General features: G+C 68.7%; 19 protein-coding genes. 10 read left to right on the top strand and 9 right to left on the bottom strand.

Annotated elements, in window-relative coordinates:
* Nucleotides 1-68 precede the first annotated feature (68 nt).
* Together HUA78_RS08485 and HUA78_RS08480 are read left to right on the top strand one after the other, a co-directional pair.
* The gene (locus HUA78_RS08485; RefSeq protein WP_174467865.1) at nt 69-2,066 is read left to right on the top strand and encodes an ATP-dependent DNA helicase; all 1,998 of its coding nucleotides are present in this window, start codon (nt 69-71) and stop codon (nt 2,064-2,066) included.
* 101 nt (nt 2,067-2,167) lie between these two features.
* Nucleotides 2,168-3,499 (top strand): hypothetical protein, encoded by a 1,332-nt coding sequence (locus HUA78_RS08480; RefSeq protein ID WP_174476039.1) that lies wholly within the window; start codon nt 2,168-2,170, stop codon nt 3,497-3,499.
* Nucleotides 3,500-3,502: 3 nt separating this feature from the next.
* On the opposite strand, the gene HUA78_RS08475 is transcribed toward HUA78_RS08480, so the two are convergent.
* The 3 genes from HUA78_RS08475 to HUA78_RS08465 all read right to left on the bottom strand — a co-directional run bounded on the left by HUA78_RS08475 (nt 3,503) and on the right by HUA78_RS08465 (nt 8,137).
* Nucleotides 3,503-4,741, bottom strand: a complete 1,239-nt coding sequence (locus HUA78_RS08475) for a YhcG family protein (RefSeq protein ID WP_217442388.1) — start codon at nt 4,739-4,741, stop codon at nt 3,503-3,505.
* 194 nt (nt 4,742-4,935) lie between these two features.
* Nucleotides 4,936-6,858: a TonB-dependent receptor gene (locus HUA78_RS08470; protein ID WP_371745525.1), complete on the bottom strand. Its 1,923-nt coding sequence runs from the start codon at nt 6,856-6,858 to the stop codon at nt 4,936-4,938.
* A 1,000-nt stretch (nt 6,859-7,858) separates the two neighbouring features.
* The gene (locus HUA78_RS08465; protein WP_141646277.1) at nt 7,859-8,137 is read right to left on the bottom strand and encodes a LysR family transcriptional regulator; all 279 of its coding nucleotides are present in this window, start codon (nt 8,135-8,137) and stop codon (nt 7,859-7,861) included.
* Nucleotides 8,138-8,241: 104 nt separating this feature from the next.
* On the opposite strand from HUA78_RS08465, the gene map reads away from it, so the two are divergent.
* The 4 genes from map (at nt 8,242) to HUA78_RS08445 (ending at nt 13,190) form a co-directional block, all read left to right on the top strand.
* A complete protein-coding gene (gene map / locus HUA78_RS08460) occupies nt 8,242-9,051 on the top strand; it encodes a type I methionyl aminopeptidase (protein ID WP_174476037.1) in 810 nt (269 codons plus the stop codon).
* Between the two features lie 437 nt (nt 9,052-9,488).
* A complete protein-coding gene (locus HUA78_RS08455) occupies nt 9,489-10,115 on the top strand; it encodes a hypothetical protein (protein ID WP_174476036.1) in 627 nt (208 codons plus the stop codon).
* Entirely contained in the window at nt 10,112-11,875 is a 1,764-nt protein-coding gene (locus tag HUA78_RS08450; RefSeq protein ID WP_174476035.1) for a hypothetical protein, read from the top strand. Before HUA78_RS08455 ends, HUA78_RS08450 begins: the two co-directional genes overlap by 4 nt.
* A 535-nt stretch (nt 11,876-12,410) precedes the next feature.
* On the top strand, nt 12,411-13,190 hold the full coding sequence (locus HUA78_RS08445) for a hypothetical protein (protein WP_217442387.1): 780 nt from the start codon (nt 12,411-12,413) through the stop codon (nt 13,188-13,190).
* A 40-nt stretch (nt 13,191-13,230) separates the two neighbouring features.
* Here the strand turns inward: HUA78_RS08445 and HUA78_RS08440 are convergent, their stop codons facing one another.
* From HUA78_RS08440 to HUA78_RS08420, 5 genes are all read right to left on the bottom strand, one after another.
* On the bottom strand, nt 13,231-13,761 hold the full coding sequence (locus HUA78_RS08440) for a GNAT family N-acetyltransferase (RefSeq protein WP_254623604.1): 531 nt from the start codon (nt 13,759-13,761) through the stop codon (nt 13,231-13,233).
* 66 nt (nt 13,762-13,827) lie between these two features.
* Entirely contained in the window at nt 13,828-14,652 is an 825-nt protein-coding gene (locus tag HUA78_RS08435; protein ID WP_174476034.1) for a hypothetical protein, read from the bottom strand.
* 113 nt (nt 14,653-14,765) lie between these two features.
* A complete protein-coding gene (locus tag HUA78_RS08430; protein WP_174454112.1) occupies nt 14,766-15,872 on the bottom strand; it encodes a type IV pilus twitching motility protein PilT in 1,107 nt (368 codons plus the stop codon).
* Between the two features lies 1 nt (nt 15,873).
* On the bottom strand, nt 15,874-17,568 hold the full coding sequence (locus HUA78_RS08425) for a type IV pilus twitching motility protein PilT (protein ID WP_174476033.1): 1,695 nt from the start codon (nt 17,566-17,568) through the stop codon (nt 15,874-15,876).
* 245 nt (nt 17,569-17,813) lie between these two features.
* Entirely contained in the window at nt 17,814-18,353 is a 540-nt protein-coding gene (locus HUA78_RS08420; protein ID WP_141641964.1) for an N-acetyltransferase, read from the bottom strand.
* A gap of 287 nt (nt 18,354-18,640) precedes the next feature.
* On the opposite strand from HUA78_RS08420, the gene HUA78_RS08415 reads away from it, so the two are divergent.
* The 3 genes from HUA78_RS08415 (at nt 18,641) to HUA78_RS08405 (ending at nt 21,564) form a co-directional block, all read left to right on the top strand.
* A complete protein-coding gene (locus tag HUA78_RS08415) occupies nt 18,641-19,360 on the top strand; it encodes an ATP/GTP-binding protein (protein ID WP_141641965.1) in 720 nt (239 codons plus the stop codon).
* Complete coding sequence (locus tag HUA78_RS08410; RefSeq protein WP_174460854.1) at nt 19,357-20,868, top strand: ATP-binding protein; 1,512 nt, start codon at nt 19,357-19,359, stop codon at nt 20,866-20,868. The genes HUA78_RS08415 and HUA78_RS08410 overlap by 4 nt, the downstream gene beginning before the upstream one ends.
* Before the next feature lie 108 nt (nt 20,869-20,976).
* On the top strand, nt 20,977-21,564 hold the full coding sequence (locus HUA78_RS08405; RefSeq protein WP_141641967.1) for an NYN domain-containing protein: 588 nt from the start codon (nt 20,977-20,979) through the stop codon (nt 21,562-21,564).
* Between the two features lie 29 nt (nt 21,565-21,593).
* Here the strand turns inward: HUA78_RS08405 and HUA78_RS08400 are convergent, their stop codons facing one another.
* Complete coding sequence (locus HUA78_RS08400; RefSeq protein WP_141641968.1) at nt 21,594-22,304, bottom strand: sigma-70 family RNA polymerase sigma factor; 711 nt, start codon at nt 22,302-22,304, stop codon at nt 21,594-21,596.
* Between the two features lie 26 nt (nt 22,305-22,330).
* Between HUA78_RS08400 and HUA78_RS08395 the strand changes: the two genes are divergently transcribed.
* On the top strand, nt 22,331-25,192 hold the full coding sequence (locus HUA78_RS08395) for a serine/threonine-protein kinase (RefSeq protein WP_174460855.1): 2,862 nt from the start codon (nt 22,331-22,333) through the stop codon (nt 25,190-25,192).
* Nucleotides 25,193-25,326: the final 134 nt, after the last annotated feature.

Below are 25,326 nucleotides of genomic sequence, written 5' to 3'. Positions count from 1 at the left end.
GGAAACGGGCCTGGGGCGCGGCTGGCTGCTATCGTGTCGGGCCGCTCCCGCGAGGCTCGCCACTCCCGATGACGCTTCCCGTCTCTCCGTCACTCACCGTCGACAGCCTGCTCGGTCCGGGGGGCGCGCTCCAGGTGGCCCTGCCCGCGTACGAGCACCGGCCGGAGCAGCTCCAGATGGCGCGCGCCGTGGAGCGGGCCTTCGCGGAGCGCAGCTACCTCTTGGCGGAGGCGGGCACGGGCACGGGCAAGACGCTCGCCTACCTGGTGCCCGCGCTGTTGTCGGGCCGCCGCGTCGTGGTGTCCACGGCGACGAAGACGCTGCAGGACCAGATCTTTTTCAAGGACCTGCCGCTCCTGCGCGAGAAGATGGGGCTCACCTTCGAGGCCGCGTACCTCAAGGGGCGCAACAACTACCTGTGCCTGCATCGCTACGGGGCCTTCGCCAAGGAGCCGCAGTTCGGCTCTCGCGACGAGGCGCGGTACTGGCCCAAGCTCAAGGCGTGGGCGGAGGACACGCAGACCGGGGACCGCAGCGAGCTGGATTTGCCGGAGTCGTTCAGTGCGTGGTCTCGACTGTCCACCACGTCCGAGACGTGCGTGGGCACGCGCTGCCCGCTGTACGAGTCGTGTTTCGTCACGCGCATGCGCAAGCGCGCGGAGAGCGCGGACCTGCTGGTGGTCAACCACCACCTCTTCTTCGCGGACCTGTCGCTGCGCAGCTCCGGCAAGCGCACCGAGGGCGTGCTGCCGTACTACGAGGCCGTCGTCTTCGACGAGGCGCATGCGCTGGAGGACGCGGCGAGCGGCCACTTCGGCGTGGGGGTCTCCAACTACCGGCTGGAAGAGCTGGCGCGCGACGCCGTGGCGTCGTTGAAGGAAGACGACTCGCGGCACGCGATGTTGCGAGCGCTGGCCGCGCGGCTGCGCACCGGCGCGGACGCCTTCTTCGCGCAGGCCCCCCGGGCGCTGGGGCTGTCGGGCCACGAGGCCTCCGTCTCGATTCAGCCGGAGGCGATGGGCAAGTTGTCCAGCGCGCTGGGCGGTGTGCGCGAGGGCCTGGCCGCGTTGTCCGCCTTCAGTGCGGGCGAGCGCGAGCCGGAGCTGGCCGCGATTACGCGCCGCGCGGACGAGCTGGAGGAGCAGCTCTCCTTCCTGGAGAAGGCCGAGTCGTCGGACCACGTGTACTGGGCGGAGCAGCGCGGCAAGGGGCTGTTCCTGCGCGCCAGTCCCATCGACGTCGCGAAGGAGCTGCGCGAGCGGATGTACGGCGCGCTCGACACGGTGGTGTACACGTCCGCCACGCTGGCGGCGGAGAGCCGCTTCGACTTCTTCGCCCGGCGCATGGGGCTGTATGGCGAGGATGGCCAGACGGTGACGCGCGTGCGCACGCTGGCGGTGCCCAGCCCGTTCGACTACCCGCGCCAGGCCGCGCTGTATCTGCCCACGCATCTGCCGGACCCGAGCGCCCCTGGCTTCATCGAGGCGGCGGCGGAGGAAATCGTCCAGCTCTGCCAGGTGACGGGGGGCCGCGCCTTCGTGCTCTTCACGTCGCTGCGCAACATGGTGCGCGCGTACGAGCTGGCGGCGGGGCGGCTGCCGTATCAGGCGCTGCTCCAGGGGGAGCGGCCCAAGGCGCAGTTGCTGGAGGCGTTCCGCGACACGCCGAGCGTGCTCTTCGCGGCGCACAGCTTCTGGGAGGGCGTGGACGTGCCGGGGGATGCGCTGAGCCTGGTCATCATCGACCGGCTCCCGTTCGCCTCGCCGGGTGACCCGCTGGTGGCCGCGCGAATCAAGCAGCTCCAGACGCGGGGCGAGGAGCCCTTCGAGCAGTACCAGCTCCCCCAGGCGGCGCTGGCGCTGCGTCAGGGCTTCGGGCGCCTGATTCGCACCCAGTCCGACAAGGGCATCGTCGCGATGTTGGACCGGCGCATCCTCACCAAGGCGTATGGCCAGGTCTTCCTGGCCAGCCTGCCGGACGCGCGGCGGATGGACGACCTGGTGGAGCTGAGCCGCTGGTTCAACGGCCCGGTGCGCCCCGTGCGGTCCTTGCGTTCGGTGGAGTGAGCTGAATTTCTGGGCGAAATTGCCCGAGAATTCCGCTCATTTCGTATGCCTTCGGCCGGGTCTGTTTCACCGGCTGTCCCCGCACACCCCAGAGCCCTGACGTGGACTGTCTGGTCCTTCCCTTCCTGCGCCTCGTCCTGCTCGCCGCGGTGGCGTTGGTGTGTGCGTGTGAGCCCATCTCGCTGGTGCCCATGGGGGAGCCTCCCCCGGACTCGGGGAGCGATTCACCGGACGGAGGGGATGAACTCGGTGGGAAGGAGGGGCCGGATGGCGGGGAGCCGGACGCGGGGCCTGACGGTGGGCGGGATGGTGGGATTCCGCTTTCCGAGGACGCGGGGCCTGACGGTGGGCTGAACATCCCCGTCCGGCCGCTGGGGGATGGCGGTGTGGATGCGCGGATGACGGCGTGGAGCGACTGCGAGGACGGCTGGCAGTCGCGCACGGTGCTGCCGCTGGGAGCAGACAGGGGGTATCCACAGTTCGCCCTGGATGCGGATGGTGAGGCGTACTTCGTCGAGTACACCGACGCGGTGCTGCGAGTGGTGACGACGAAGCCCTGGCGCGTCTTCGCCGAGACGGGTTTCGCGGGAGGGCAGTGGTGGTTGGGTGGCATCCGCGTGGATGCGGCGGGTGAGGTCCACCTGGCCATCAGCCCGCGGTCCGATGACCTGGCGCAGGTGGTCCCCACCGATTTCCTCCATCACACAGGGGGACGCTGGGAGCACGCTCGGCTGATGAGTGGCCTGGTGCGTGCCCATGACCTGGATGCGCAGGGCAGGCTGCATGCCATCAGCCTGGTGGATGCGGTGAAGCACCGGCTCAACCATGTGCAGGGTCGTATTGGTGATTTGTCTGTCATCGATACGGGCATCGAGCTCGGGTCGCTCTCCACGCGCGTGTCGCTGCGCGCGGATGGCCAGGGCAAAGCCCATGTGACGTATGAGTACGACGCCGTGCTTGGACGCGCTGGCATCTTCTACGCGACGAACGCCTCGGGGACGTGGGTGAGGGAGCAGGTGGCCGCGGCGGGTGCGAATCCGGTCATCGCGGTGTCACCAGCGGGGGTGCCGCACATCCTTTGGGCGAAGGCGGGCGTCTTGTCGCTGAGCAGCCGGAGTGCTCCAGGCGAGTGGTCGACGAGCATCCTTCCCTTCGAGTCGTCTTCTGGTGAGCTGAGGTTCTCCGCCTCGGGGGTGATTCATGTGCTGCGCAATCTCGGGAAGCGGTTGGAGTACCGGAACGACGCGCGGGGGGATTGGGCGCCGAAGACGGTCATCGACCTGGAGTCCAGCCTCCTCGATTCACCCTTCTTCGACTGGGCCCTGGAGGTGGATGAACAGGGCCGCGCGCATGTGATGTACACGGAACTGGTCGAAGCCCAGGAGCCGATGCGAATGCTCCGGCGTATCGGCTATTCGCGCCAGTGTCCGTGAGCATTACCGCGTCGCTCGTCCTCCACCCGCTCGCTTGCGAGGTCGCCGCGGGTGTTGCCCCTTCGGCGTGCGAACGCCCGGGGCGCGCGCGTCGAGCAGGCGTTTGTCGCGGGCCAGCTCTCGCTCCAGTTCTTCGACGCTCGGCAGATAGGTCACGTACTTGGCGGCGAAGAGTTGTTCATGCTCGTGGAGGATGGAGTAGCGGGCCACCGCTTCGTTCTTCTGCGCGCAGAGGATGAGCCCAATCGTGGGGCCATCGCCTTCTGTTCGTCCCTGCGCATCGAACAGCCGCACATAGCTGTCCATCTGGCCCACGTCCTGGTGCGCGAGCTTGCCAAGCTTGAGGTCGATGAGCAGGTAGCACTTCAGGATGACGTTGTAGAAAACGAGATCGACGTAGAAGTGTTCGTCCTCGAAGGACAATCGCTTCTGTCTCGCCACGAAGGCGAAGCCCCTGCCGAGCTCGAGGAGAAAGTGCGAGAGCTTGCCGAGGATCGCGTGCTCCAGGTCGCTCTCGCGCAGCAGCTCGCTCTCGGGAAGGTCGAGGAAGTCGAGGACGAAGGGGTGCTTGATGGCGTCGGCTGGTCTCTCGAGGACCTGTCCCCGGGTCGCGAGGTCCATGACGCCGTGCTTGTCGCGGCTCTTGAGCAGGCGCGCGAAGAGGTGCGTGTGAATCTGTCGTTCGAGGTGCTCGACGGGCCAGGAGCCGCGCTCGGCCTCGATTTCGTAGAAGCGCCGTTCGGCCTCGTGCTCGAGCTTCATGAGCAACCGATAATGTGACCAGCCGAGCATCGGCGAGAAACCCTCGAGAACGCCCTGGTGCCCGAGTGCTCGCTCGAGGTACTGGAGCACGCCTCGTTCCTTGTGGCGGAACTCACGCTCGGGGCCGGTTGATGCGCCCGAGGACGCCCTTGAAGATTCGCCACTTTCGATGTGGCGAATCTCAGGGGAGCGGTCTGCGTACGCGAGATAGAACGTCCTGAAGTAGCGGAGATTCGTCGTGGAATAGCCCCGACCTACTCGCTCTTGAAGGCGGGCGGAGAGGGCTTCGAGGAGCTGGTCGCCATAGCCTGCTCGGTGTGCGCCGCCTTGATGGAACTCGACGAGTTCTCGCCCAATCTGCCAGTACGCCAGCACCATCATGCTGTTGATGGAGCGAAGGACCTGCGCGCGGGACTTCTCGAGAATCGCCACCACGCGCTCGAGCAGGAAACCGACGTCGGGCGCTCTGGACCCCGCCAACGTCGACTGTTGTCTCCGTGGCGCCGAGGATTTCTTGCCCTTCGCTTTCGAGGTCTTCTGGCGGGACTGCTTCGTCGTCAACGACCACCTCTGTGCTGAATGAGTGCCACCATTCTTCCTGGCGGCGGAGAGGTCCACCCTACTGGATGGGTGTGACGGTGCTGCCGGGGATGCCGTGTGACCGCCTCGGAGGCTCAGGGCGCGTCACGAAGTCGCAGGCCCACGCGCGCGAGCAGGGGCGGGCCCAACGTGTCCACGCCCGCGCGGCCCGCGAGATATTCGCGGTCGAAGAGGTTCTCCACCGCGGCGAAGAGGTCCACCTTCCAGAAGAGCCGCCGGCTGACGGCCGCATCCACGACGAGCGCGCCACCCATGCCGCGCTCATTGAGGTCATCCTCGTATTGAGGCCCGGTGACTCGGAGCTGCACGGTGGCGGTGACGAGGGACGGGTCCTCGAAGGTGAGGCTGGCGGCCGCTCGATGCCTGGGGTCCTGCGCGAGGTGTCGGCCCACGAGCGCCGGCTGGCCGGGCGCATCCGTCACGGTGGGGTCCACGAAGGTGTACCCGAGGAGCGTCGTCCACTGGCGTGACAGTCGCCAGTCGATGCTGGCCTCCACGCCGCGCACGCGGGCGCGACCCAGATTCTGCCGCTCGCGGCCCATACCGTCGGGAAGGGTGACGTTGGTGATGGGGTCCTCGAGCACATTCCAGAAGCCGGTGACGCGGGCGGTGAGGGTGCGCAGGGGCTCGACTTCCACGCCAGCCTCCGCGCCCCACAGGCGCTCCGCGCCGAGGTTCGCGTTCGCGGCGGTGAACACGGTGCCGACCTGGAAGGGGCGATAGAGCTCGTTGAGCGTCGGGGCGCGGAAGGCTCGATACCCGGAGGCACGCAGCGTGACGGCGTCCCAGGGGCGCAGGCGCACGCCCAGGCGTGGACTGAGCTGGTGCTCGGTGCGGTCCTCGAAGGGCGTGGTGTCCACCGTGCCGCTGGCTCGCTCGACGCGTTGGAGCCCTTGCGTGTTGCGCCAGACGTCGAAGCGGAGCGCGGCCGACAGCTCCAGTGCGGAAGTGATGGCGTAGAGGTCCTGGAGGAACACGCCACCTGTCCACTGCGTGCCGCCGGCTTCACGGGTGAGAACGGTGTCGGGAGTTTGCGTGGGTGGGAAGAGTTGCTCGCTGGATGTGCCCGCCAGCCGCCGAGCGTCGAGTCCCGCGGAGAGCTGATGGGTGCCCCCCGCCGTCCAGCTCGGCGCGGTCCACACGAGTGAGGCACCCTGGTCATCAGCAGGCACGTCCTGGGACGCGGCGAGGGACTCAGCGGCGCGGTCCTGGGCGACGCGGGCGCGGTTCTGTTCAAAGCGAAGGGCACGGCCGTAGAGGTCCAGGGAGAAGGTGCCCAGCGTGTCGGTTTGAAATCGCGCGCCCGCGCCGAAGTGCGCCAGCTCCACGCGAGCGGTGGTGAAGCGGGTGCCTCCGTTCTGGTTCTCACGGAAGAGGTTGGCGCGAGCGGACAGCGTCAGCGCATCGGAAGGTTGAGCTTCGACGCGGCCGTTGAGGACGACATGGTTGCTGGGCGTGTCGCTGTCGATGGCGCCGCGTTGGCCCGGGGTGACGATGCGATAGCCGCTGCTGGTGAGCAGCTCGGTTTCGACGGCGGCGGCGATGGAGCCCCAGCGGTGTGCACCGCGCGCGGCGAGGAGGCCCGTGTCGCGGTTGCCGGCGGAGAGGTCCGCGTCGAGCGCCGGGCCGGTGATGGGGCGGGAGATGAGCTGCACGACGCCGCCGAGCGCGGAGCTGCCATAGAGGGCGGAGCCGCCACCGGGGACGATCTCGATGCGGTCCAGTCCAAGGCGCGGGAGCGAGCGCCAGAAGACCCAGCCCCCGAGCGGGTCATTGACGGGGACGCCGTCCAACAGGACGAGGGTGCGCGCGACGCCGGAGGGAGCGAGGCCGCGCAGGTTGAGGCCCTGGGCGGTCGGGTCGGAGACGAGGCTCGGCGTGCGGCGGAAGGTGGCGACCGAGGGCAGGGAGCGGACGAGGGTGTCCTGCGTCAGCGAGGGACTGCGGTCGATTTCCTCGCGAGGCAGCACCACGGTGGTGGCGGGCACATCTCGCACGGGACGTGGAAGGCGCGTGCCCGTGACGACGGTTCGCGAGGATGCGCTTGTCTCTGGCGTCGTTGTGGGCAGCGTCGTACTTGATGGAACCTCAGGCGCGGTGGACGCATCGGCGATGGGAGCAGCAGGCGCCTCGTGCTGTGAGGGTGCCTCGGCGAAGGCGCGGGAGGTCGCCACCTGCTTCATGGGCGCATCGACAGCGACACGAGGGGTCGTCTCAGGCGCCGTGGGTACATTGGCGGCGGGCAGCTCCTGTACAGCTACGGAGGAGCCGTCGGAGCCGTCGGAGCCGTCGGAGCCGTCGGAGCCGTCGGAGCCGTCGGAGCCGTCGGAGCCGTCGGAGCCGGCGATGCGAGTGCGCGACTCAGGCGATGAGGAGGTGCCAACAACGGTGTTCCGCGCGCTGGACTCCGTCGTCGTTATTTCGGTGTCTGGTGTTTGAGCCCAGGCCAGTGACGAGAGCAGCACCCAGGGAACCACGAGCCGACGAGGTGATGACGGGATGCATGACGACCTGCGCGGCATGTCTGGCGGTTCCTTTTCGGTCCGGTGGCTCTCGGCGCGGCAGTATGTCCCCACCTCGGGCACGGGCGCCCGCCGAGCGTCATGAGGCTCGTCGAGGCCTCGTGGTATCGTCCAGTTCGCAACGAGCGCGGGGGCATCCTGGATGTGTGGTCACGACGTGTTGGAGCGGACTTCACACCCGCGAGGCGGGGTGATGAAAGTGCTCGCCGCGCGGAGGCTCAATGACAGGGACTGCGCGGTCTCCCTCGAGCTGGCCGGGTCACGTTACGAACTCGTGGCTGAGCGCATCTGGGGACCGGAACAGGGACCAGGGCTGGCGTTGGGAGATTTCTCGCCCTCGCGAGTCTTCGCCGACCTGCCGCTCAGTGCGCGCCAGCTTCGCGAGTTGATTCGCACAGCGGTCCTGTCTCACCGGGGAGAAGCCCTGGAGTTCCCGGTGGAGGTTCCGGGCTAGCGAGCAGGCGTGCGCTTTGCCTCACCCGCCCGCGTCGCGAGGTGAGAGGCCGCGCACGGTGAGCACCGCGGTGTCCACCTCCGCGAGGATGCGGCGCGCGTGGTGAAGGAAGACCTCTCCAGCGGGAAGCAGGCGCATGCCCTGTCGAGTGCGCTCGAAGAGGCGCGTGCCGAGCTCGTCCTCGAGCGCGAGGATGTGGCGGCTCAGCGGCGGCTGGGTGAGATGGAGCCGGCGCGCGGCGCGGCCCACGTGGCGTTCCTCGGCCACCGCGACGAAGGACTGGAGGTGGGTGATGCTCACGGCCCCAGGTTACCGCGAGCGCCCCTGTCCTGCACCCCCGCCCTCGAGCGCGATACCGAAACAGCATTGGACGCTGACGCCCCCCAGGGACACCTTGGCTCCCCATGGGAACACCATTGTTCAAGGGCACCGAGGTGGAGCGTCTGCGTCGTGCGGGCGAGGCGGCTGCTGGCACGCTCGCCTGGGTCGCGGGGAAGCTGACGCCGGGCATCTCCACGGAGGACATCAACCAGTGGGTGCGCGAGGACACGGCCCGTCGAGGCGGCACGCCCAGCCAGCTGGGCTACCACGGTTTTCCCGCGACGGTCTGCACCAGCCGCAATCACGTCGTCTGTCATGGCGTCCCACGCCCGGACGAAAGACTGGCCCCCGGTGACATCATCAACGTCGACGTCACCACCAGCCTGAACGGCTACCACGGAGACACGTCGGCCACGTTCTGCATCGGGGACGTTTCCGCCGACGCTCGGCATGTGGTGGACGTGGCGCGCCGGTGTCGTGACGTGGGTGTCTCCGTCGTGCGTCACGGTGCTCGGATGGGCGACATCGGCGCGGCCATCCAGGAGCTGGCGGAGAAGGAAGGGTGCAGCATCGTGCGGGAGTTCGGAGGACACGGCATCGGACGCTCCATGCACGCGCCGCCCCATGTTCCGCATTTCGGCTCGCGGGGGACGGGCATCACCTTGCGCTCCGGCATGGTGCTCACCATCGAACCGATGGTGAACCTGGGCCGCCCCGAGATTCGAATGCTCGCGGACGGCTGGACGGTGGTGACGGAGGACGGAAGCCTCTCCGCGCAGTTCGAGCACACCATCCTGGTGACGCGCGAGGGCTGCGAGGTGCTCACCCCATATCCCGGTGCTCATCCGGTGGTGGAGCCACCCTTCCTGACGTCACAGCCCGAGGCCCGTTGAGTTGAGCCTGGCGCACGACGTGTTCGACGCAGCACCGTCGAGGTCTTCCCGCTGACGCCGTCCGGAGGCGCACCGGGCCGTTCGATGACACCCGTCGTGCTGCCCCGATCTCCGACCGAGTGACACTCCTCCGCGAGATTGTCTCGGGCTGAATGTCTCCGCACCTCGGCTGCTTGATGCTGGTGGGCGAGGAGAGTCCTCATTACGCCTGTCCCGGGCTGAATGTCTCCGCACTCCGGCTGTTTGATGCCGGTGGGCGAGGGGAGTCCTCCCCACGCCTGTCTCGGGCTGAATCCTTCCGAGACTCCGGCTGTTTGATGCCGGTGGGCGAGGGGAGTCCTCCCCACGCCTGTCTCGGGCTGAATCCTTCCGAGACTCCGGCTGTTTGATGCCGGCGCGAATTGCGGCTAGACGTGTGGCCTGCGAGTGGGGGCGGCATGCGCGCACGAGGCGACAAGGTCGGAGTCGGGAGCGTGGTGTTGGGCGTCGTACTGCTCGCGGCGGGAATCCCCCTGCTGGTGCCTCGGCACATGTCACGCGAGGACTCCGCCGCGAACTCGGCCACGGTGCAGCAGGAGCCAGCCGAGGTGGCTCGGCCTGGTGACCCGCGCAAGGACTCGCCGGAGCCTGTCCTTCACATCGAGCAGGTCCAGGGACCTGATGGCCTCACGGTGCAGGTGGCGAGTTCCACCCCCGCGACATCCCCGCTGACGAGGTTCGCGAAGGACGCACTGGTTCCCCTGACTCCAGATGAGGAAGCGCTCCTGCGCGAGGCGCCCGTCGACGACCTGGCCGCGCTCGTGACTCGCACGGAGCGAGCCTTCCAGGACGCGAGCCCTGAGACCCGGGCGCGACAAGAGCAGCGCTATCTCGCCGCGCTCAATCTCGTCGCGAAGCTCTCCGCCCCACCTCCGGATGACGCCCGTGCACGGGACGAGGACGCTCGCTACCTGCGCGCGCTCGCGGAGGAGCAGGTGAAGTGGAGAACTCTCTCGCCCGGGGAGCGCGACCGCGCGCAAGAGACATTCAAGGAGTGGTTCTTCCAGGGGGAGCAGAAGCGATGAAGTCGTTCATGGGGGCGCTTCGCATGGTGTTGCTGCTGGCGCCGATGATGGCGTGGGCGGGGCCGCACTACGTGGCATCGCGGGACTGGGGCAGCTTCATCTGGCTGAGCACCTGGCTCGACGCGGGACAGACGTACACCTTCGAGACGCGAGAGCTGACGGGCTCCGTGCCGGACACGGTGCTGCACGTGTTGCGCGACAGGAATGGCTGGAGTCAGGTCGCAGTGGGTGACGACTGCCAGGGCGCCACGCGCTCGTGTGTGACCTTCGTCGCGCCGGACTCCGGCTACTACCGCGTCTGGGTGCGAGCGTACGCGGATGGGCGCGGTGGCACGACGAGCCTGTATCGCAACGGGACGCTGCTCCTGTCGCAGCAGCCCTTCGGAGGCGTGCCGCTCCTCTTCGCGTGGAACGCGAAGGACACCTTCCGGGCCTCGGCCACCAGTCCCGGGGGAGGAGACCATCTCCTCTTCCTGCTGCGCTCCAATACCGAGTACCTCCAGCACGATGACGACAGCGGGCCGAAGTACTACCCGCTCGTCACCGCGACGAGCACGCAGAACGTCGGCACGCAGCGCGTGGTGGTGGGGCGCTTCCCGGGCAGCGCCGGAACGGCCAGCTTCGTCCACGACGAGGAACTCTGGTCCACCATCTTCGATGACAACGACGGTGACGAGGATGGGCTCTCGGACTCGCTCGAGCCGCTTATCGGACTGAGTCAGAACAACGAGGACTCGGATGGGGACTCGATAGCGGACACGCTGGAGGTGTTCGGCAATGACGGCTTCTCCTTCTCCGAGTGGAGCAGCCCCACGGCAAGGGACCTCTACGTGGAGGTCGACTGGATGCAGCACCCGACGAACCCGTACCTCACGCGGCAGCCGTACGCCGGCCTGGTGGCGGACGCGGCGGCCGTATTCGCCCAGGAGACGGGTGGGAGCGTGCGGCTGCATGCCTTCATCGACAGCGCGCTGCCATGGCATGAGGTGGTCTGCTATGGGAGCTGCGCCAACGGCGTCGACTTCTACGCGCTGAAGCAGAGCGCGTTCTCGTCCGCGAACCCCGAGCGCCGGCCGTACTTCCACTACGCGATGTGGGCCAACCGGCACACGAGCCTCACGAGCTGCTCGTCGGGAAAGGCCGAGCTGCTGGGCAACGACCTCATCATCAGCATGGGCTGCTTCAGCAGTCCGAGCATCCAGGAGCAGCGCGGCACGTTCATCCACGAGCTGGGCCACAACCTGAACCTGGACCACAACGGCAACGACGTGCCGGGGCAGTACAGCGTGGTGCACGACAGCGTGATGAACTACCGCTACCAGTTCGCGGGCGTGAGCAACTCGGGGTGGCACTCGTACTCATTTGGCGACAACGGCTGCGCGGCATGCGGTTCGTCACCGAAGGCGGAGTGTGTCTCCTGCCGCGATGGCTTCCTGGGCTGCGGCTTTCCGGGCTGTGGCTCCTGCGACTGCGACGTGGGCGAGTGGGGCTCGCTGGAACTCGACTTCTCCGACGACGGTGACGCGGATGACGGCGCGGGCCGAGGCTCGAAGCGCTCACTGCTGACCCGCTATGCGCCGGATGACAAGGGGGGCCCCGCGCGCTTCCAGCCGAGGGTGCCGCACGAAGAGTCCTCGCTGGTGCGACGGCGTGACGACGTCCGACGCAAGCGGGAGCGACTCCTGTCTCGGGGACGCGTGGAGGGACGCGACTTCCACGTGTCGGCGGATGGAACGCTGCTGTACGCGGAATGCCTCTGACCTCGACGGTCAGGATGCGTCAGGTTCGTCGGGAGCAGGGCGCCCAGCCCGCGTCAATCACCACCGGCCCCTTGCCCGGCTTGCCGTAGACGTCCACGGGGACATCCGCCACCCCATGGTCGAAGGGGTACTGGAGTTGTCGCGTGTCGTCATGCGGGTCCTTCCTCGGACGGGCGAGAGTAGGTGGGGCAGACCGTGACCGAAAGCCGCGAAGCAGACATGCCGCCGCATCGCTGGCCTCCCCTGACCAGAAGGGCGAAAGTCGGCGGAGGCGGAGGGCACTTGCCCTGCAGAGGAGCACGTGATGCCGAAGTCGGAAGGACCACACCGGCTGGGTGCGCGGAGCTGTGCGCTGGGGTTCTTGCTGATGCACGGTGCCTGCTGGCTTCGCCCCGAGCCTCCCGCGACGGACGCAGGCTCTGCTGTCGCGGAGCGGTCCGAGACCCCACGGTCTTCAGCCGTGGGCGGGGTTCGTGAGCCGCCCGCTGGAGGACTCGCTCCGTCCGACGTGGCTTCGCGTGACTCCAGGCGCGCGGTGCCCTCGTCCGCCGACGGAATCACGGTGTCGGGGGCCTCCGCGGAATCGACGCCGGATGGAGGCACACGCGCTGCGGAGTCACCTGGCTCCCTCGCGTGCGCGGACGTGTGGCGCGCGGCCCGGGTGGACGTGGCCTTCAAGGAGACGCCGGAGACGCGCTCCATCCAGCGCACGGGCCCACGGCTGGAGCGACGGTTCACCGTGGCCCGACAACTTCGAGGTGCATACCGCCATGGGGACCAGTGGGCCTCGGTGCTGGAGTACAAGGCAGGCGAGATGCGCGGCGGCCTGAGCTACGGGCTCACCGTGCCAGAGGTCCTGGCGGACCTGACGGGACGTACCGTGGGCTGGGTCAGCCACCGCGAGCCCGCGAGCTGTGTCTCCAGCGACGGAGAGCATCCAGAACTCCTCTCGGGCGACACGCTCCGCGACGCGGACGGAGGGCTCTTGCTGCTCACGGTACCGAGCGCGCCCACCACGCCGGAAGGCGAAGTCCTGCTGCCCACGGGACTGGTGCCGGAGCTGCGAGTCCGGTGGGAACTTGCTGACTGCGAGCGGCGAAAGGACGCACGCACCCAGGGCGCACGGCTCCGGTTCGAGGATGCTCGGAAGCGTGGCGCATCACCCGTCACTGTCTCTGTTGGAGAGACGAAGCGACTTCTGCTGGGAGGTGTCCGCTACGAGGTGCGCGTGGCGAGAGCGCAGGCGGACACATCGGACCGCTGCGGGCAGGCGGTATTCACGGTGTTCCGAGAGGGGCTCCGCGAGGAGTTGTAGTCCTCCTGTGCCTCGGGAGGCCGCACGGACACGTCGAAGCTCAGTCGACCCCGTACACGCGGCTCGGGGTGCCCTCATAATCGGTGATGCGCTCGAACCGCAGCCCGAGTCGCTCCGCGACGCGGAGGGACGGTGCATTCTCCGGATGGATGATGGCGACGAGGGGCACCTCGGGGAGGTGTCGCCGGGCCTTCTCCACGGCGACGCGCGCGGCCTCCGTCGCATAACCCAGCCCCTGGGTCCGAGGCGCGAAGCGATAGGCGAGGTTCAACACCGTCCGACCCTCGAACAGCTTGTGGCGCACGCCGCAGACGCCCACGACGACGCCCGGTGTCTCTCGTTGCTCCACGGCCCAGTACCCCACGCCGTGTTTCGCCCAGTCACTCAGCCACAGCGCTAGCAGCTCCCTCGCGGCGTCCAACGAGCGCAAGGGGCCGGAGGGGTTGAAGCGAGAGGTCTCCGGGTCGCCATGGAGTGTGAACACCGCGTCCAGGTCGGTCTCGCGAAACGGGCGAAGCAGCAGCCGTTCCGTCGTCGTGCTCTCGAAGCCGTGAAGCATGGTGTGCATCATGTTCCGCGTCGCCTGCTCGCGCACGTCGGTTCGTCGCGGTTCCAGGTCCTACCGAGGGTGTGTGCCTCAGCGTGGCTGGTTGGTCAGGACGGGCACAGGGAGGGCCGCGAGCGTGGCGGTGAGGTCTCCCTTCAGCCGATGGAACGTTCTCAGGAACTTGAGGGCCAGGGGACGGGTCGGCGCCTCGGGCCGCGGGGGATGGCTCCAGTAGGACACCAGCCGACTCTCGAAGCCGAGGTCATCCAGGAAGGGGAGCACGTCATGAACTCCCAGCAGCAGGCGAGGCGCGTGAGAGCCGTGGAGCACCACATGACGATGGCCGTCGTGTCCCCACTGCCTGCTCCATCCCGTGGCCGACGCGCGCTTGAGGTAGCTGTTCAAGGCTTTCTGTCCGGTGGGAAGCCGCAGCAGCTCGCGCAGGAGTTGCGCCATCAGACCGCGCTCGGTCGGGAGGCTCTTCTTTCTCGTGCACAGGCGCCAGGACTCCTGGGCCGACAGCTCCGCGGTGCTCAGGAAGTGCTTCTCCTGCTTCAGATGAGAGAGCGCGTGACGGCCGACGAGCCCATCGGGGAGCGCCTTGCGCATCAACCCCAATCGCAGGTCGCGAGGCTGGTCCAACGTCCGTTGTTCCGCCCAGCGGATGAAGGGGTTGACCTTGTCCGAGGCTTGTCGTTCCCACACCAGCCCCCGCATCTCGGAGGAGGTGTCTTCATCCAGCTCCGCGCAGTCCTCGGCGAACTCGGGGTCTCTGATGAGCTGGGCGACTCGGGTCCTCGAGCTGCGGCGGGAGCGCCGGTGCAAGCTCGCGCGACTCTTGCGAGCTGCCTGTCGGTGCGTGGAAGGCAACAGACTGCGTGCCATCTCGAAGGACTTGTCATCGCCGTAGCGCATCCAGGGCTCCCTTGCGGGCCCAGCGACGCCACGGCCTTGCCTTCCTGACACCGGCGGAAAAGGTCTCCCTCTCGCCCGGACATTTCCGCCGTCGCGGGCGGGCTTTGGGGCGACTACGCCTTCATCGACTCCGGCAGCACCCAATCCGGCTTGAGGCGCTGGATGACCTTGGCCAGGTTCTCCTTGTCCTGGGCCTTCTCCAGCGCGGCGTCGGGCGTGACGATGTTGTCGCGCACCAGCCTCTCCAGGTGCATGTCGAGCGTCTGCATGCCCTGGCCCTGGCCCGCCTGCATCTTGGATGCAATCTGGAAGACCTTGCCCTCGCGAATCATCGCGGCGATGGCCGCGCCACCCACGAGGATTTCCAGCGCCGCCACGCGGCCCTTGCCGTCCGCCGTCTTGATGAGCTGCTGCGCGACGATTCCCGCCAGGCTCTCCGCCAACATGCCTCGCACCTGCGCCTGCTCGTCGGCGGGGAACGAGTTGATGATGCGGTCGATGGTCGCCGGCGCGCTGTTGGTGTGCACCGTGGCGAACACCAACACGCCGAAGCTCGCCAACTGGAGCGCCAGCTTCATCGTCTCGTTGGTGCGAAGCTCGCCGATGAGGATGACGTTCGGGTCCTCGCGCCCCGCCGAGCGGATGGCCGTGGCGAAGCTGGACGCGTGCGGCCCCACCTCACGGTGCGTCACCTGTGCCCGCGCGGACTCATGCACGAACTCCACCGGGTCCTCGATGGTGAGGATGTGCGCGGGACGCGTCTGGTTGATGTGGTTCACCATCCCCGCGAGCGTCGTGGACTTGCCGCTGCCCGTGGGGCCCGTCACCAGCACCAACCCGCTGCGACGCTCGGCCAGCTTGCGCACGATTTCGGGCGTCTTGAGGTCGTCCAGCGTGAGGACCTTGCTGGGAATCGTGCGGAACACCGCGCCCAGGCCCGTCTGCTTGTAGAAGTAGTTCGCGCGGAAGCGGGCCTTCGTGCCGTAGCCGTAGGCGAAGTCGAGGTCCAGCTCCTCGACAATCTGCCGCTTCTGCTGCGGGTTGATGAGCTCGAACAAGAGCCCTTCGACTTCCTGGGGCGTGAGGGGCAACTCGTGCAGCGGCGTCAGCTCGCCACGGATGCGGCCCATGGGGGGATAGCCGGTGCTCAGGTGCAGGTCGCTGCCCTTCTGCTCCAGCAGCATGTCGAAGAGCGCGGAGATGCGCGGCGTGGTGCTCATCTCAGCCCCCCTTCCTTCCCATCAACGAGCCCATCTTGCTCAAGAGCCGGGCGCTGTCCTGCTGCGTCTCCGGCGCGGCCACGGACGTGCCCGGCCTCTTTCCCGTCACCACCGCCTCCAGCTCGTCCGGGTTGTCCACGAAGCCCTTGGCCACTTCCAACTTCACCTTCTGCGCGCGCACCAGGTCCGCCATCGAGTCCTCGAAGCGGATGATGCCCAGGCTCTTGCCGCGCTGCTGGAGCGAGGGAATCTGGTACGTCTTGTTGTCGCGGATGAGGTTGCCCAGCGCCACCGAGCCGGGGAGCACCTCCGCCGCCGCCACCATGCCCTTGCCGTCCGCGCTCGCCATCAGCCGCTGGCTGACGATGAGGCGCAGGCCGCTGGACAGCGACAGGCGCACCTGCTGCTGGTCCGCCGGCGGGAAGAGGTCGATGAGGCGGTCGATGGTCTTCGCCGCGCTCGGCGTGTTCATGGTGCTGATGAGCAGGTGGCCCGTCTCCGCGGCCGCCAGCGCCATGCGCACCGTCTCCGTGTCGCGCAGCTCGCCCACCACGATGACGTCCGGGTCCTCGCGCAAGCTGCCCTTGAGCGCGCTGGCGAACGTCTTCGTGTGCGCGCCCACTTCGCGCTGGCTGATGAGCGCCTTCTTGCGCGGGTGGACGAACTCCACCGGGTCCTCCACCGTGAGCACGTGGTGGGACGTCTCGCGGTTGATGAGGTCCACCAGCGCCGCCAGGGTGCTCGTCTTGCCGTGGCCGGACGGGCCCGTGACGACGATGAGCCCCTGATGATGGTGCGTCGCCTTGGCGATTTCGACGGGCAGCCCCAGTGACTCCAACGTGGGGATGTCGCGCGCAATCACCCGGAAGGTGCCCTTGAGGCCCGTGCGGTGCCGCGAGACGTTGACGCGAAAGCGCCCCATCTCCGGCGAGTCGAGCGAGAAGTCACAGCTGCCGTCGCGCTCCAGCACCGGGCGCAGTCGCTCCGGCACCACCGGCATCAACATGCCCTCCACCCGCGCCGCATCCAGTACGCCGCCTTGGGGCACCAGCTCTCCGGCGAGACGGAAGAGCACGGGGCGCTCGGCCACGACGTGCACGTCGCTGGCGCGGCTGCTGCGGCCCTGCTCCAGCACGACGGCCAGGTCCCTGGCTCCACCCGTCAGGCGCGACGTCGCCAGCGAGCGCGCGGCCTCCTGGGTTCCCGAGGGGGTGTACCCGGCGCTCTGAGGCGTGGCGGTATTCCCGGATGCGGTGGGCGCGGAGGCATACCCGGGCCCGGCGCTCTGAGGCGCGGCGGCAGGCACCGGCTGGGGGGTGGGGGGAACCGGAGCCGCCCGCGCCGCCACGGGTTGGGCGGGCGGTGCCACGGCGGCCGGGGCGCTGGCCGCGACTTCCGCCGCGCGGGACAACCTCAGGTGCATGAGGTCTCCCCGACGCATCGCGGCGATGGACAGGGCACCCAGTCCATTGGCGTTGACGGACCAGTTCGAGGGTGCGTCGGAGACGCTGGATGCCCGGGCCACACCCACCATGGCCTGGAGCGCCCGGACGACGTCGTCCGTCGTCACCGCGGCGGGGTCCACCGGCTCGTAGCCGTTGCTGCCCCGAATCATGGGAGGGCGCCCGGTGGCCAGGGTCAGCTCCGTCACTCCAGGCCGCGACAAATGGCGCAACAGCTCTGCAAGGGGTCTCATGCGGATTCGAACTCGAGCCACGGAGCGCGGAGCGCGGGGGACCGCAGGATAGTCGACATTGACGCAAAAGCGCCCACCCCTGGACGGAGTCACGCCGCGCTGAGCGCGGTGGGCCCCACACCCACCCTGTCGAGGGGGCCGGGCCATGTCCGCCAGGGTTGAAGAGAGGGGCTCCGGGGCCAGAAGGCCCGCTCGGAGCGAAGGCGGCGGGAGGCAAGCGTCCTCCCGCCAGCCAGGTCCAGGAACTACAGCTCGCGGGACATCAGGAGCCGGAGCTTGCCGGACTTCTTGGACACCACCGTGGCCACGGTGGTGAATCCCGCCTTGCGGTAGAAGCTCACCGCGGGCGCATTGGACGGGTCCACGCGCAGGGCAATGGTCTTGCGGTACATGTCCCGAGCGGCTCGGAGCGCCTGCTCCAGGACCACCGCGCCCAGGCCCTTCTTGCGCAGCTCCGTCTTCACCACGATGTTGCGCAGGTAGGCGGCGCCGGGCACCGGGCCGTCGCGCTCCACCGTGACGTAGCCGACGATCTGCGTCTGCAGCTTCGCTACGTGGATGAAGGGCTTGAGCTGGGCCAGGGCCTTGAGGCTGTCTTCCTGCGTCTCACCCCGGCTCTTCCAGGGCTCGGAGCTGGCGCGCAGGGCCGCCACCGCCGTCATGTCTTCGTCGGTGGGCAGGGTGAACTTCACCGCCGCCATCAGGTCGTTGGGGAGGCCCACCGCCGCTTCCAGCACCGGGGCTGGGGCCATCTCCACGCCCGGGTCCACCTGCTTCATCGTCATCGCCATCTCCTCCGTCGCTCTGCGATCCTAACCGCACCCCCGCCACCGGTGCACGCGGTCATTCCGCGCACATTGTCTTCCCAAGTGAGGAGATTGCCTCCCCCGCGGTTGTGAGGGGCGGATTCCGGTCAACCCGACTCTGGCCCGTCCCATTCCAAGAATGGGCATCGCTTCCACGGCTGGCATCCAGCCGGCCTTCCGCGCGGGGCGCCTTCCCACTATAAAAACCCTGGTCATCCACGGAGGGCTGGCCTCCTCATCTAGACCCCGCCTGCCCGAGCCATCCTTTGCAACTCAACCACGCCCAGCGAGAGCTGACGCTCAAGATCGTCTACTACGGGCCCGGACTCAGCGGGAAGACGACGAATCTGCGCCAGCTCCATGCCCGGGCGTCCCCCGAGGTGCGGGGCCGGTTGCTGACGGTGGAGACGCACGACGACCGGACGCTGTTCTTCGATCTGCTGCCCGTCTTCTTTTCCACGTCGTCCGGCTTCAAGGTGAAGGTGAAGCTGTTCACCGTGCCCGGCCAGGTCATCCACAACGCCACCCGGCGCATCGTGCTCCAGGGCGCGGACGCGGTGGTGTTCATCGCGGACAGTCGGCATGGGGCGACGGCGGAGAACAACGCCTACTGGCGAAACCTCCAGGACAACATGAAGGAGAACGGCCTGGACGTGGATCAGGTGCCCGTCGTCATCCAGTTCAACAAGCGGGATTTGCCCGACGCGCGCACGGACGCGGAGCTGGAGGAGGCGCGCAAGCGCGGCGGGGAGGCCGTCGTGGGCGCGGTGGCGCTCAAGGGCGAGGGCGTGCTGGAGACCTTCCACGCGGTGGCGCAGGCGGCCTACCGGCGGCTGGATGCCCGGGCGCACCTGGCGCGCAACGTGGGGCTGACCGAGACGGAGTTCCTCTCCCAGGTCTTCGGGCGGATGGACCTGTCGGGCACCACGCTGGCGGGCCGCTACTCGGCGGTGGGGCGCGACGAGCAGTTGGGGGGCGGGCGATGAGCGGCTATCAGGGGAACGCGCCACCGGAAGGCGCCACGGGCTCGCGCCGCGAGTCGGTGCTCCAGCGTCGCCTGTCGCTGGGCGAGATGCTGGACCTGCCCTCCTTCTCCGAGGTGGTGAAGAGCTTCAGCGAGCTGTACCGCGTGGGCATCAAGGTGCTGGACGCGCGAGGCACCAAGCTGGCCGACGTGAAGGTGGGCCACGGCGACTTCTGCGCCTACGTCTTCTCCTTCCCGGATGGCCGCACGCGCTGCACGGCGACGGTGGCGCGGGTGAAGGACGGCCCGGTGCACCCGCTGCAGGGCGCGCGCGTGGCGCAGGGAGATGGCGCGGAGGAGGCGGGCCTCATCGCGCTGCCGTGCTTCACCGGCCTGCGCTACCTGGTGATGCCGGTGCGCTGGGAGGGGGACTTCCTGGGCCGTGTCATCCTGGGGCCCTTCACGCCCGAGGAGCTGGGGGACTTCCCCGACACGCTCACGGACATCTCCGGGCTGGAGCTGACGCGCGCCCAGGAGCTGGTGGCCAAGGTGCGGCGCGCGCCCGAGCGCACGGCGGCGCAGGTGCTCACGCACTTTGGCCAGGTGCTCGCCGCGCTGGTGGCCAGCGGCCACCGCACGTACCTGACGACGCAGCTGCACATCGAGGCGATGCTGGAGACGCACCGGGAGCTGGAGGCGCAGAACTCGCGCCTGGCGCAGGTCAACACCCGCCTCAAGGAGCTGGACCGGCTGAAGTCCACCTTCCTGGGCACGGTGAGCCACGAGCTGCGCACGCCCCTGGCGTCCATCATCGGCTACTCGGAGATGTTGGCGGAGGGGCTGGCCGGCGTGCTCAACCCGGAGCAGTTGCTCTACGTGCGCACCATCGTCGAAAAGGGTGAGTCGCTGCTCAACCTCATCTCCTCCATCCTGGACCTGAGCCAGATTGAAGCGGGCAAGCTGCGCCTGGCGATTTCTCCCGTGGACCTGGCCGGCGTCATCCAGACGGCGGTGTCCACCGTCATGCCGCAGGCGCAGCGCAAGGGCGTGGAGCTGGAGGTGCGGCTGCCGCCCCTTCCCAGGCCCCGGCTGGCGGGGGACGCGGACAAGCTGCGGCAGGTGCTGGTGAACCTGCTCGCCAACGCGCTGAAGTTCACCGCCTCCGGGGGCCGGGTGTCGGTGGTGCTGTCGGAAGCGGGCCCGCAGGAGTCGCTGGGGATGTCCGGCTATCGCGTCAGCGTGGAAGACACCGGCGTGGGCATCCGCGAGGACCAGTTCGAACGCATCTTCCAGAGCTTCTACCAGGTGGACGGCAGCTCCACGCGCGAGCACGGCGGCGCGGGCCTGGGGCTGGCCATCGTCAAGAGCCTGGTGGAGGGCCACGGCGGCAAGGTGTTCGTGGAGAGCGAGTTTGGACGGGGCTCTCGCTTCACGGTGGTGCTGCCCATGCAGCCGCCCATTCCGGAGCATGGCCTGCTGGCCGCGCTGGCGCCGCTGCCGGAGATGCCGCCGGGGCCGGACCGCTTCTGACGCGTCAGGTCGCCTGAGGTGCCGTCAGGTGTTCGTGACATGCCAGGGCGGCTCGCGGCGCTCACGCAATCCCCCTGGAAATGGCGCGCGAGCGTATTGTCCGCGCCCATGCTCACCGGACGTCCCCCCGCCGCCTCCTATGTGCTCATCGATGCGGAGAACATCGACTGGGCCGTGTCCAACGTTGTCGGCCGCAAACCCGAGTCACAGGACCGCGTCCAGTTCGACCGGCTGGTGGCCTTCTGCGAGAGCTACTTCCCCGCGCCCGTGCGCTGCGTGGTGGTGCTCAACGCGCGGGGCGAGCAGCTGCCGGACATGATGATTGGCTTCATCCGCGCGCTGAAGTCCGCGGGGTGCGAGGTGGCGCTCCTGTACGGGCGGCAGGACCAGAAGGTGGTGGACCTGGGCATCCTCAAGTTGCTGGAGTCCATTCGCGTCCAGCGCCCCAAGGCGGCGGTGGGCCTGGCCAGCCATGACGGCGGAGACTTCGCCGAGGCGCTCAAGCCCATGTTGGAGGAGAAGCGCCAGGTGGCGGTGCTCGGCCTGCGCGAGTACGTCAGCCAGCGCTTCAGGGATTTGGTGCCCTCGGGCCTGAAGATTGTCGACCTGGAGCTCAACGCGAAGGTGTTCCAGCGCCCGCTGCCCCGGCTGCTGCCGGTCAACGTGGACGAGTTCGACCCGATGATGTTCGTGTAGTCCGCTCGCGGGCACGAAAGGGGGCCGCGCTACGGCGCGTCTCCCTCCGTCGTCATCAGGCGGCGGATGCTCAGGTCGAGCTGGCTCTGGAGCTGGGCGAGCAGACTGCCCAGCTCCGGCACGCGCGCGCCCACGCGGGCCGCGAAGCGCGTGCGGGTCTGGTCCAGCAGCCATTCGCGCGCGGTGGCGAGCCAGCGCTTCACCGAGGAGCGGTCCACGCCGTACGCCTCCGCGATGCGCGCGGTGCCCATTCCGTCCACCAGATGCATTCGCAACAGGGTCCGCGCGCGCGGCTCCAGCCCCGCGAGCGCCTCCTGGAAGGCGGCGTTGAAGTCCGCCCCATAGCGGGACTTGAGGTACTGCAGCTCCATGTCGTGGGGCGCGGCGCTCAGCGCCTCCAACGGCGTGTCATCGGGGAGGGCCGGCCCTTTGCGCTCGTTCACCAGCCCCCAGGCCAGCCGCAGCACGGTCATGCGGAGCCAGGCGGAGAGCGGACCGCGCCCGGAATACTCCATGATGCGGGGCGGCATGGCGCCGTCGGCGACGAGGAAACGCGCGCGAAAGACCTGGAGCGCCTCGTCGGTTGTCGTCTCGTCCACTCCACGGCGCTTCAATGCCACGCGGACCTGGGGAATGATGCGCGCCTCGAGCGCGGCCAGGGCCACGGTGTCACCGTGAGCGCAGGCTCTCGCGAGCGCAAGGTCCTCTTCATGGACCTCGGTGTCCGGTGTCTTGGCCATCCACCCGAAGCCTACCTTGAGGACTCATGCAATGTCCCACCACGGAGAACCTCCTCGCCTTCGGTCGGGGATTGTTGCGGGGTGAAGAGGCCACGGTGGTGCAGGAGCACCTGGATGGCTGCCCCGCATGCCGCGTGCTGGTGGCGGAGGCCGTGGCCTCCGTGGACGGTGACGCGAGCCAACCCACGGCTTCGCCGACACCGCCATGGGAGCCGTTGAGTCCCGGCACCTCGCTGGGTCGCTACGTGGTGATGGCGCGCATTGGCTCGGGGGGCATGGGCGTCGTCTATTCCGCGCGGGACCCGGAGCTCGACCGCCGCGTCGCCCTCAAGATTCTGCGCTTCGACACCATCCAACCCGCCCGTCTCGCGGAAGCCCAGGGCCGGCTGCTGCGTGAGGCCCAGGCGACCGCGCGTGTCGTCCATCCCAACGTCGTCGCCATCCACGACTTCGGCCGAGTCGACGAGCGCGTCTTCCTGGCGATGGAGTTCGTCGAGGGCACCACGCTGGGGGCCCGCATGCGCGCGGGACGGATGCCCTGGCGCGAGGTGCTGGGCCTGTTCCTCCAGGCGGGGCAGGGGCTCGCCGCCGCGCACGCCGCGGGACTCGTGCACCGCGACTTCAAGCCGGACAACGTCCTCATCGACAATGCGGGACGGGTTCGCATCACCGACTTCGGACTCGTGCGCATCCTCGACGAAGGTGTCGAAGAGCCGCCGAAGCCCGGGCCCGCGCTCGTGGCCCCATCCGTGCCAGGTGTGTCTCTCACCCAGACGGGGGCGCTGCTGGGCACGCCGGGCTACATGTCCCCCGAGCAGGCGAGAGGCGAACGGCCCGACGCGCGCAGCGACCAGTTCAGCTTCTGCGTCGCGCTCCTCGAGGCGCTCTATGGCGTCAGGCCCTCCGCGCGGGCCTGTCAGATGGACGTCACGCCCGCCGAGCGCGCTCGCGAGGTCCGTGCCCTCCAGCGCGAGACGGGGGTCCCTGACTGGGTTCACGTCGCGGTGTTGAAGGGCTTGTCGCCGACCCCCGGAGACCGTCACGCCTCCATGGATGTGCTGCTGCGGGCCCTGCGGCAGGAGCCTCGCTCGCGCAGGCAGAAGCTGCTCGGGGGCGCCGCCGCGGCCGTACTGCTCGCGGCGGTGGGGGCGGGCGTCTTCATTTCCACGCGGCCCGCGCTGTGCGCGGACGACCCTGGCGCCTTCACCGACATCTGGGACGCGAAGACCCGGAGCACCGTTCACGTCGCGCTCACGAAGGACACGCTGCCCTACGCGGCGGATGCGTGGCGCGTGGTGGAGAAGGGGCTGGACGCGTACGTGCGTGATTGGACGACGGCGTCGAAGCAGGCGTGCGAGGCCACGCGCATCCACGGGCGGCAGACGGAGGGCATGTTCGAGCGGCAGTTGCTGTGCCTGGACCAACGCCGCAAGGACGTCTCCGCCTTGGTGGAGGTGCTGGCGTCGGCGGATACGACCGTGGTCCAGAACGCCGCCCGCGCGGTGAGCCGTTTGGAGGACCTGGCCCGGTGCTCGGATGTGCAGGCACTGACTTCGCCACGTCCGCTTCCGAAGGACCTGGAGACGCGACAGCGACTGGAGGCGCTTCAGAAGGAGTTCGCCACGGTCCGCGCGCGGCTGCACGCGGGGCAGCTCAAGTCCGCGCTCGAGTTGGCCTCCACGCTTCCCGCGCGGATGGAGGGCCTGGACTACCCGCCGGCGCACGTGGAGATGCTCAACGTGCTCGCTCATTCGCAGGCGGGGCTCCAACCGCGTGACTCCGTGAAGACGCTGCACAAGCTCATCCAGACGGCCCAGGCGGCCGGGCTGGACAGACAGCTAGCGGACGGGTGGGTCGCGTTGCTGCGAGTCGCCAGCACGCTTGACGAGCAGGACCCCGAGAACCTGTACGCGAGCAATGCCACCGCCGCTGTCGCACGGCTCGGAGGCGACGCGGAGCTGGAGCGCCTGCTGGCCACCAATCTCGCTGTCTTCTTGCATGCCAAGGGGCGGCTGCCAGAGGCAGTCACGCAGGGCTTGCACGCGCTGGAGTTGGCCCGCAAGGCGTTCCCCGCGGGAGATGCCCGGCTCTCGACGCCCCTGCTGAGCGCGGGGCGGGTGCTCAGCGTCGCGGGCCGTTTCGAGGAGTCCGCCGCGCTCTTGAAGGAAGCACTGGCCCGCTACACCGAGCACTACGGGCCCAACCATCCGGACGTGGCCGCTGTTCTCCAGGCGCTGGCCGTGCAGGAGACCTATCTCAACCGTTACGAGGACGCGCTCGCGAACCAGCACCGCGCGCTCGCCATCTGCGAGAAGGTGTACGGCGAGGAATCTCCGGCCGTGGCGTCGGCGCTGCACAACGGCGCCAACATGCTTCGCCACGTCAAGGGTCGCGCCGAGGAGTCCGTGGCGTACTACCGCCGCTCGGTGGCGATTCGAGAGAAGGTCTTCGGCTTGGAGAGTGCCGTTGTCGCCGAGCCCCTGGCCGGAATGGGCCAGGTCCTGCGGGACTTGGGCCGCCACGCCGAGGCGCTCGCGCTCCATGAGCGCGCCCTGGCCATTCGAGAGAAGGCTCGGGGTCCCGACTCCCTGGAGGCGGCCTATGACCGGGCCCTCATCGGCGAGACGCTCCTGGCCATGAATCAGCCACGCAAGGCCCGTCCGCATCTGGAGCGTGCGCTGGCCGTCTATGAGAAGAGCGCCTTCGGCTCCGACGAACTCCTCCTCGCGGACATGCGGTTCCTGGTCGCGCGCGCCCTGGTGGACCAACCCCGTGAAGCCAGGCGCGCACGGGACCTGGCTCAGTCCACGCTCGAAATCTACCGGCGCTTCCCCAAGGCCCGCGTGAAGGAGGCGCTCGAGGTCGAGGCGTGGCTCGCGGCCCGCTGAACCCCTGGAGCCCCGGCAGCCCTCCGTCCTGACGATGGCCGCTTCCTCGCCCGGCGGGGACGCGTCCTTGGCGCTTGCGGATGGTTAACGACAGCGTTAAATATTGCCCATGGAGGCAACGAAGTTCGTTGCCA

Origin of the sequence: Myxococcus sp. CA033 (genome assembly GCF_013336625.1) — a bacterium.
In the GTDB taxonomy this organism is placed as follows: domain Bacteria; phylum Myxococcota; class Myxococcia; order Myxococcales; family Myxococcaceae; genus Myxococcus; species Myxococcus llanfairpwllgwyngyllgogerychwyrndrobwllllantysiliogogogochensis.
This window is presented reverse-complemented; position numbering and strand designations above follow the sequence as displayed.

Bases quoted from the DNA above. Each gene is read 5' to 3' on its own strand.
- map (WP_174476037.1), top strand. From the start codon at position 8,242: ATGGGAACACCATTGTTCAAGGGCACCGAGGTGGAGCGTCTGCGTCGT.
- HUA78_RS08440 (WP_254623604.1), bottom strand. From the start codon at position 13,761: ATGATGCACACCATGCTTCACGGCTTCGAGAGCACGACGACGGAACGG.
- HUA78_RS08410 (WP_174460854.1), top strand. From the start codon at position 19,357: ATGAGCGGCTATCAGGGGAACGCGCCACCGGAAGGCGCCACGGGCTCG.
- HUA78_RS08485 (WP_174467865.1), top strand. From the start codon at position 69: ATGACGCTTCCCGTCTCTCCGTCACTCACCGTCGACAGCCTGCTCGGT.
- HUA78_RS08430 (WP_174454112.1), bottom strand. From the start codon at position 15,872: ATGAGCACCACGCCGCGCATCTCCGCGCTCTTCGACATGCTGCTGGAG.
- HUA78_RS08425 (WP_174476033.1), bottom strand. From the start codon at position 17,568: ATGAGACCCCTTGCAGAGCTGTTGCGCCATTTGTCGCGGCCTGGAGTG.
- HUA78_RS08435 (WP_174476034.1), bottom strand. From the start codon at position 14,652: ATGCGCTACGGCGATGACAAGTCCTTCGAGATGGCACGCAGTCTGTTG.
- HUA78_RS08420 (WP_141641964.1), bottom strand. From the start codon at position 18,353: ATGACGATGAAGCAGGTGGACCCGGGCGTGGAGATGGCCCCAGCCCCG.
- HUA78_RS08405 (WP_141641967.1), top strand. From the start codon at position 20,977: ATGCTCACCGGACGTCCCCCCGCCGCCTCCTATGTGCTCATCGATGCG.
- HUA78_RS08450 (WP_174476035.1), top strand. From the start codon at position 10,112: ATGAAGTCGTTCATGGGGGCGCTTCGCATGGTGTTGCTGCTGGCGCCG.
- HUA78_RS08400 (WP_141641968.1), bottom strand. From the start codon at position 22,304: ATGGCCAAGACACCGGACACCGAGGTCCATGAAGAGGACCTTGCGCTC.
- HUA78_RS08455 (WP_174476036.1), top strand. From the start codon at position 9,489: ATGCGCGCACGAGGCGACAAGGTCGGAGTCGGGAGCGTGGTGTTGGGC.
- HUA78_RS08395 (WP_174460855.1), top strand. From the start codon at position 22,331: ATGCAATGTCCCACCACGGAGAACCTCCTCGCCTTCGGTCGGGGATTG.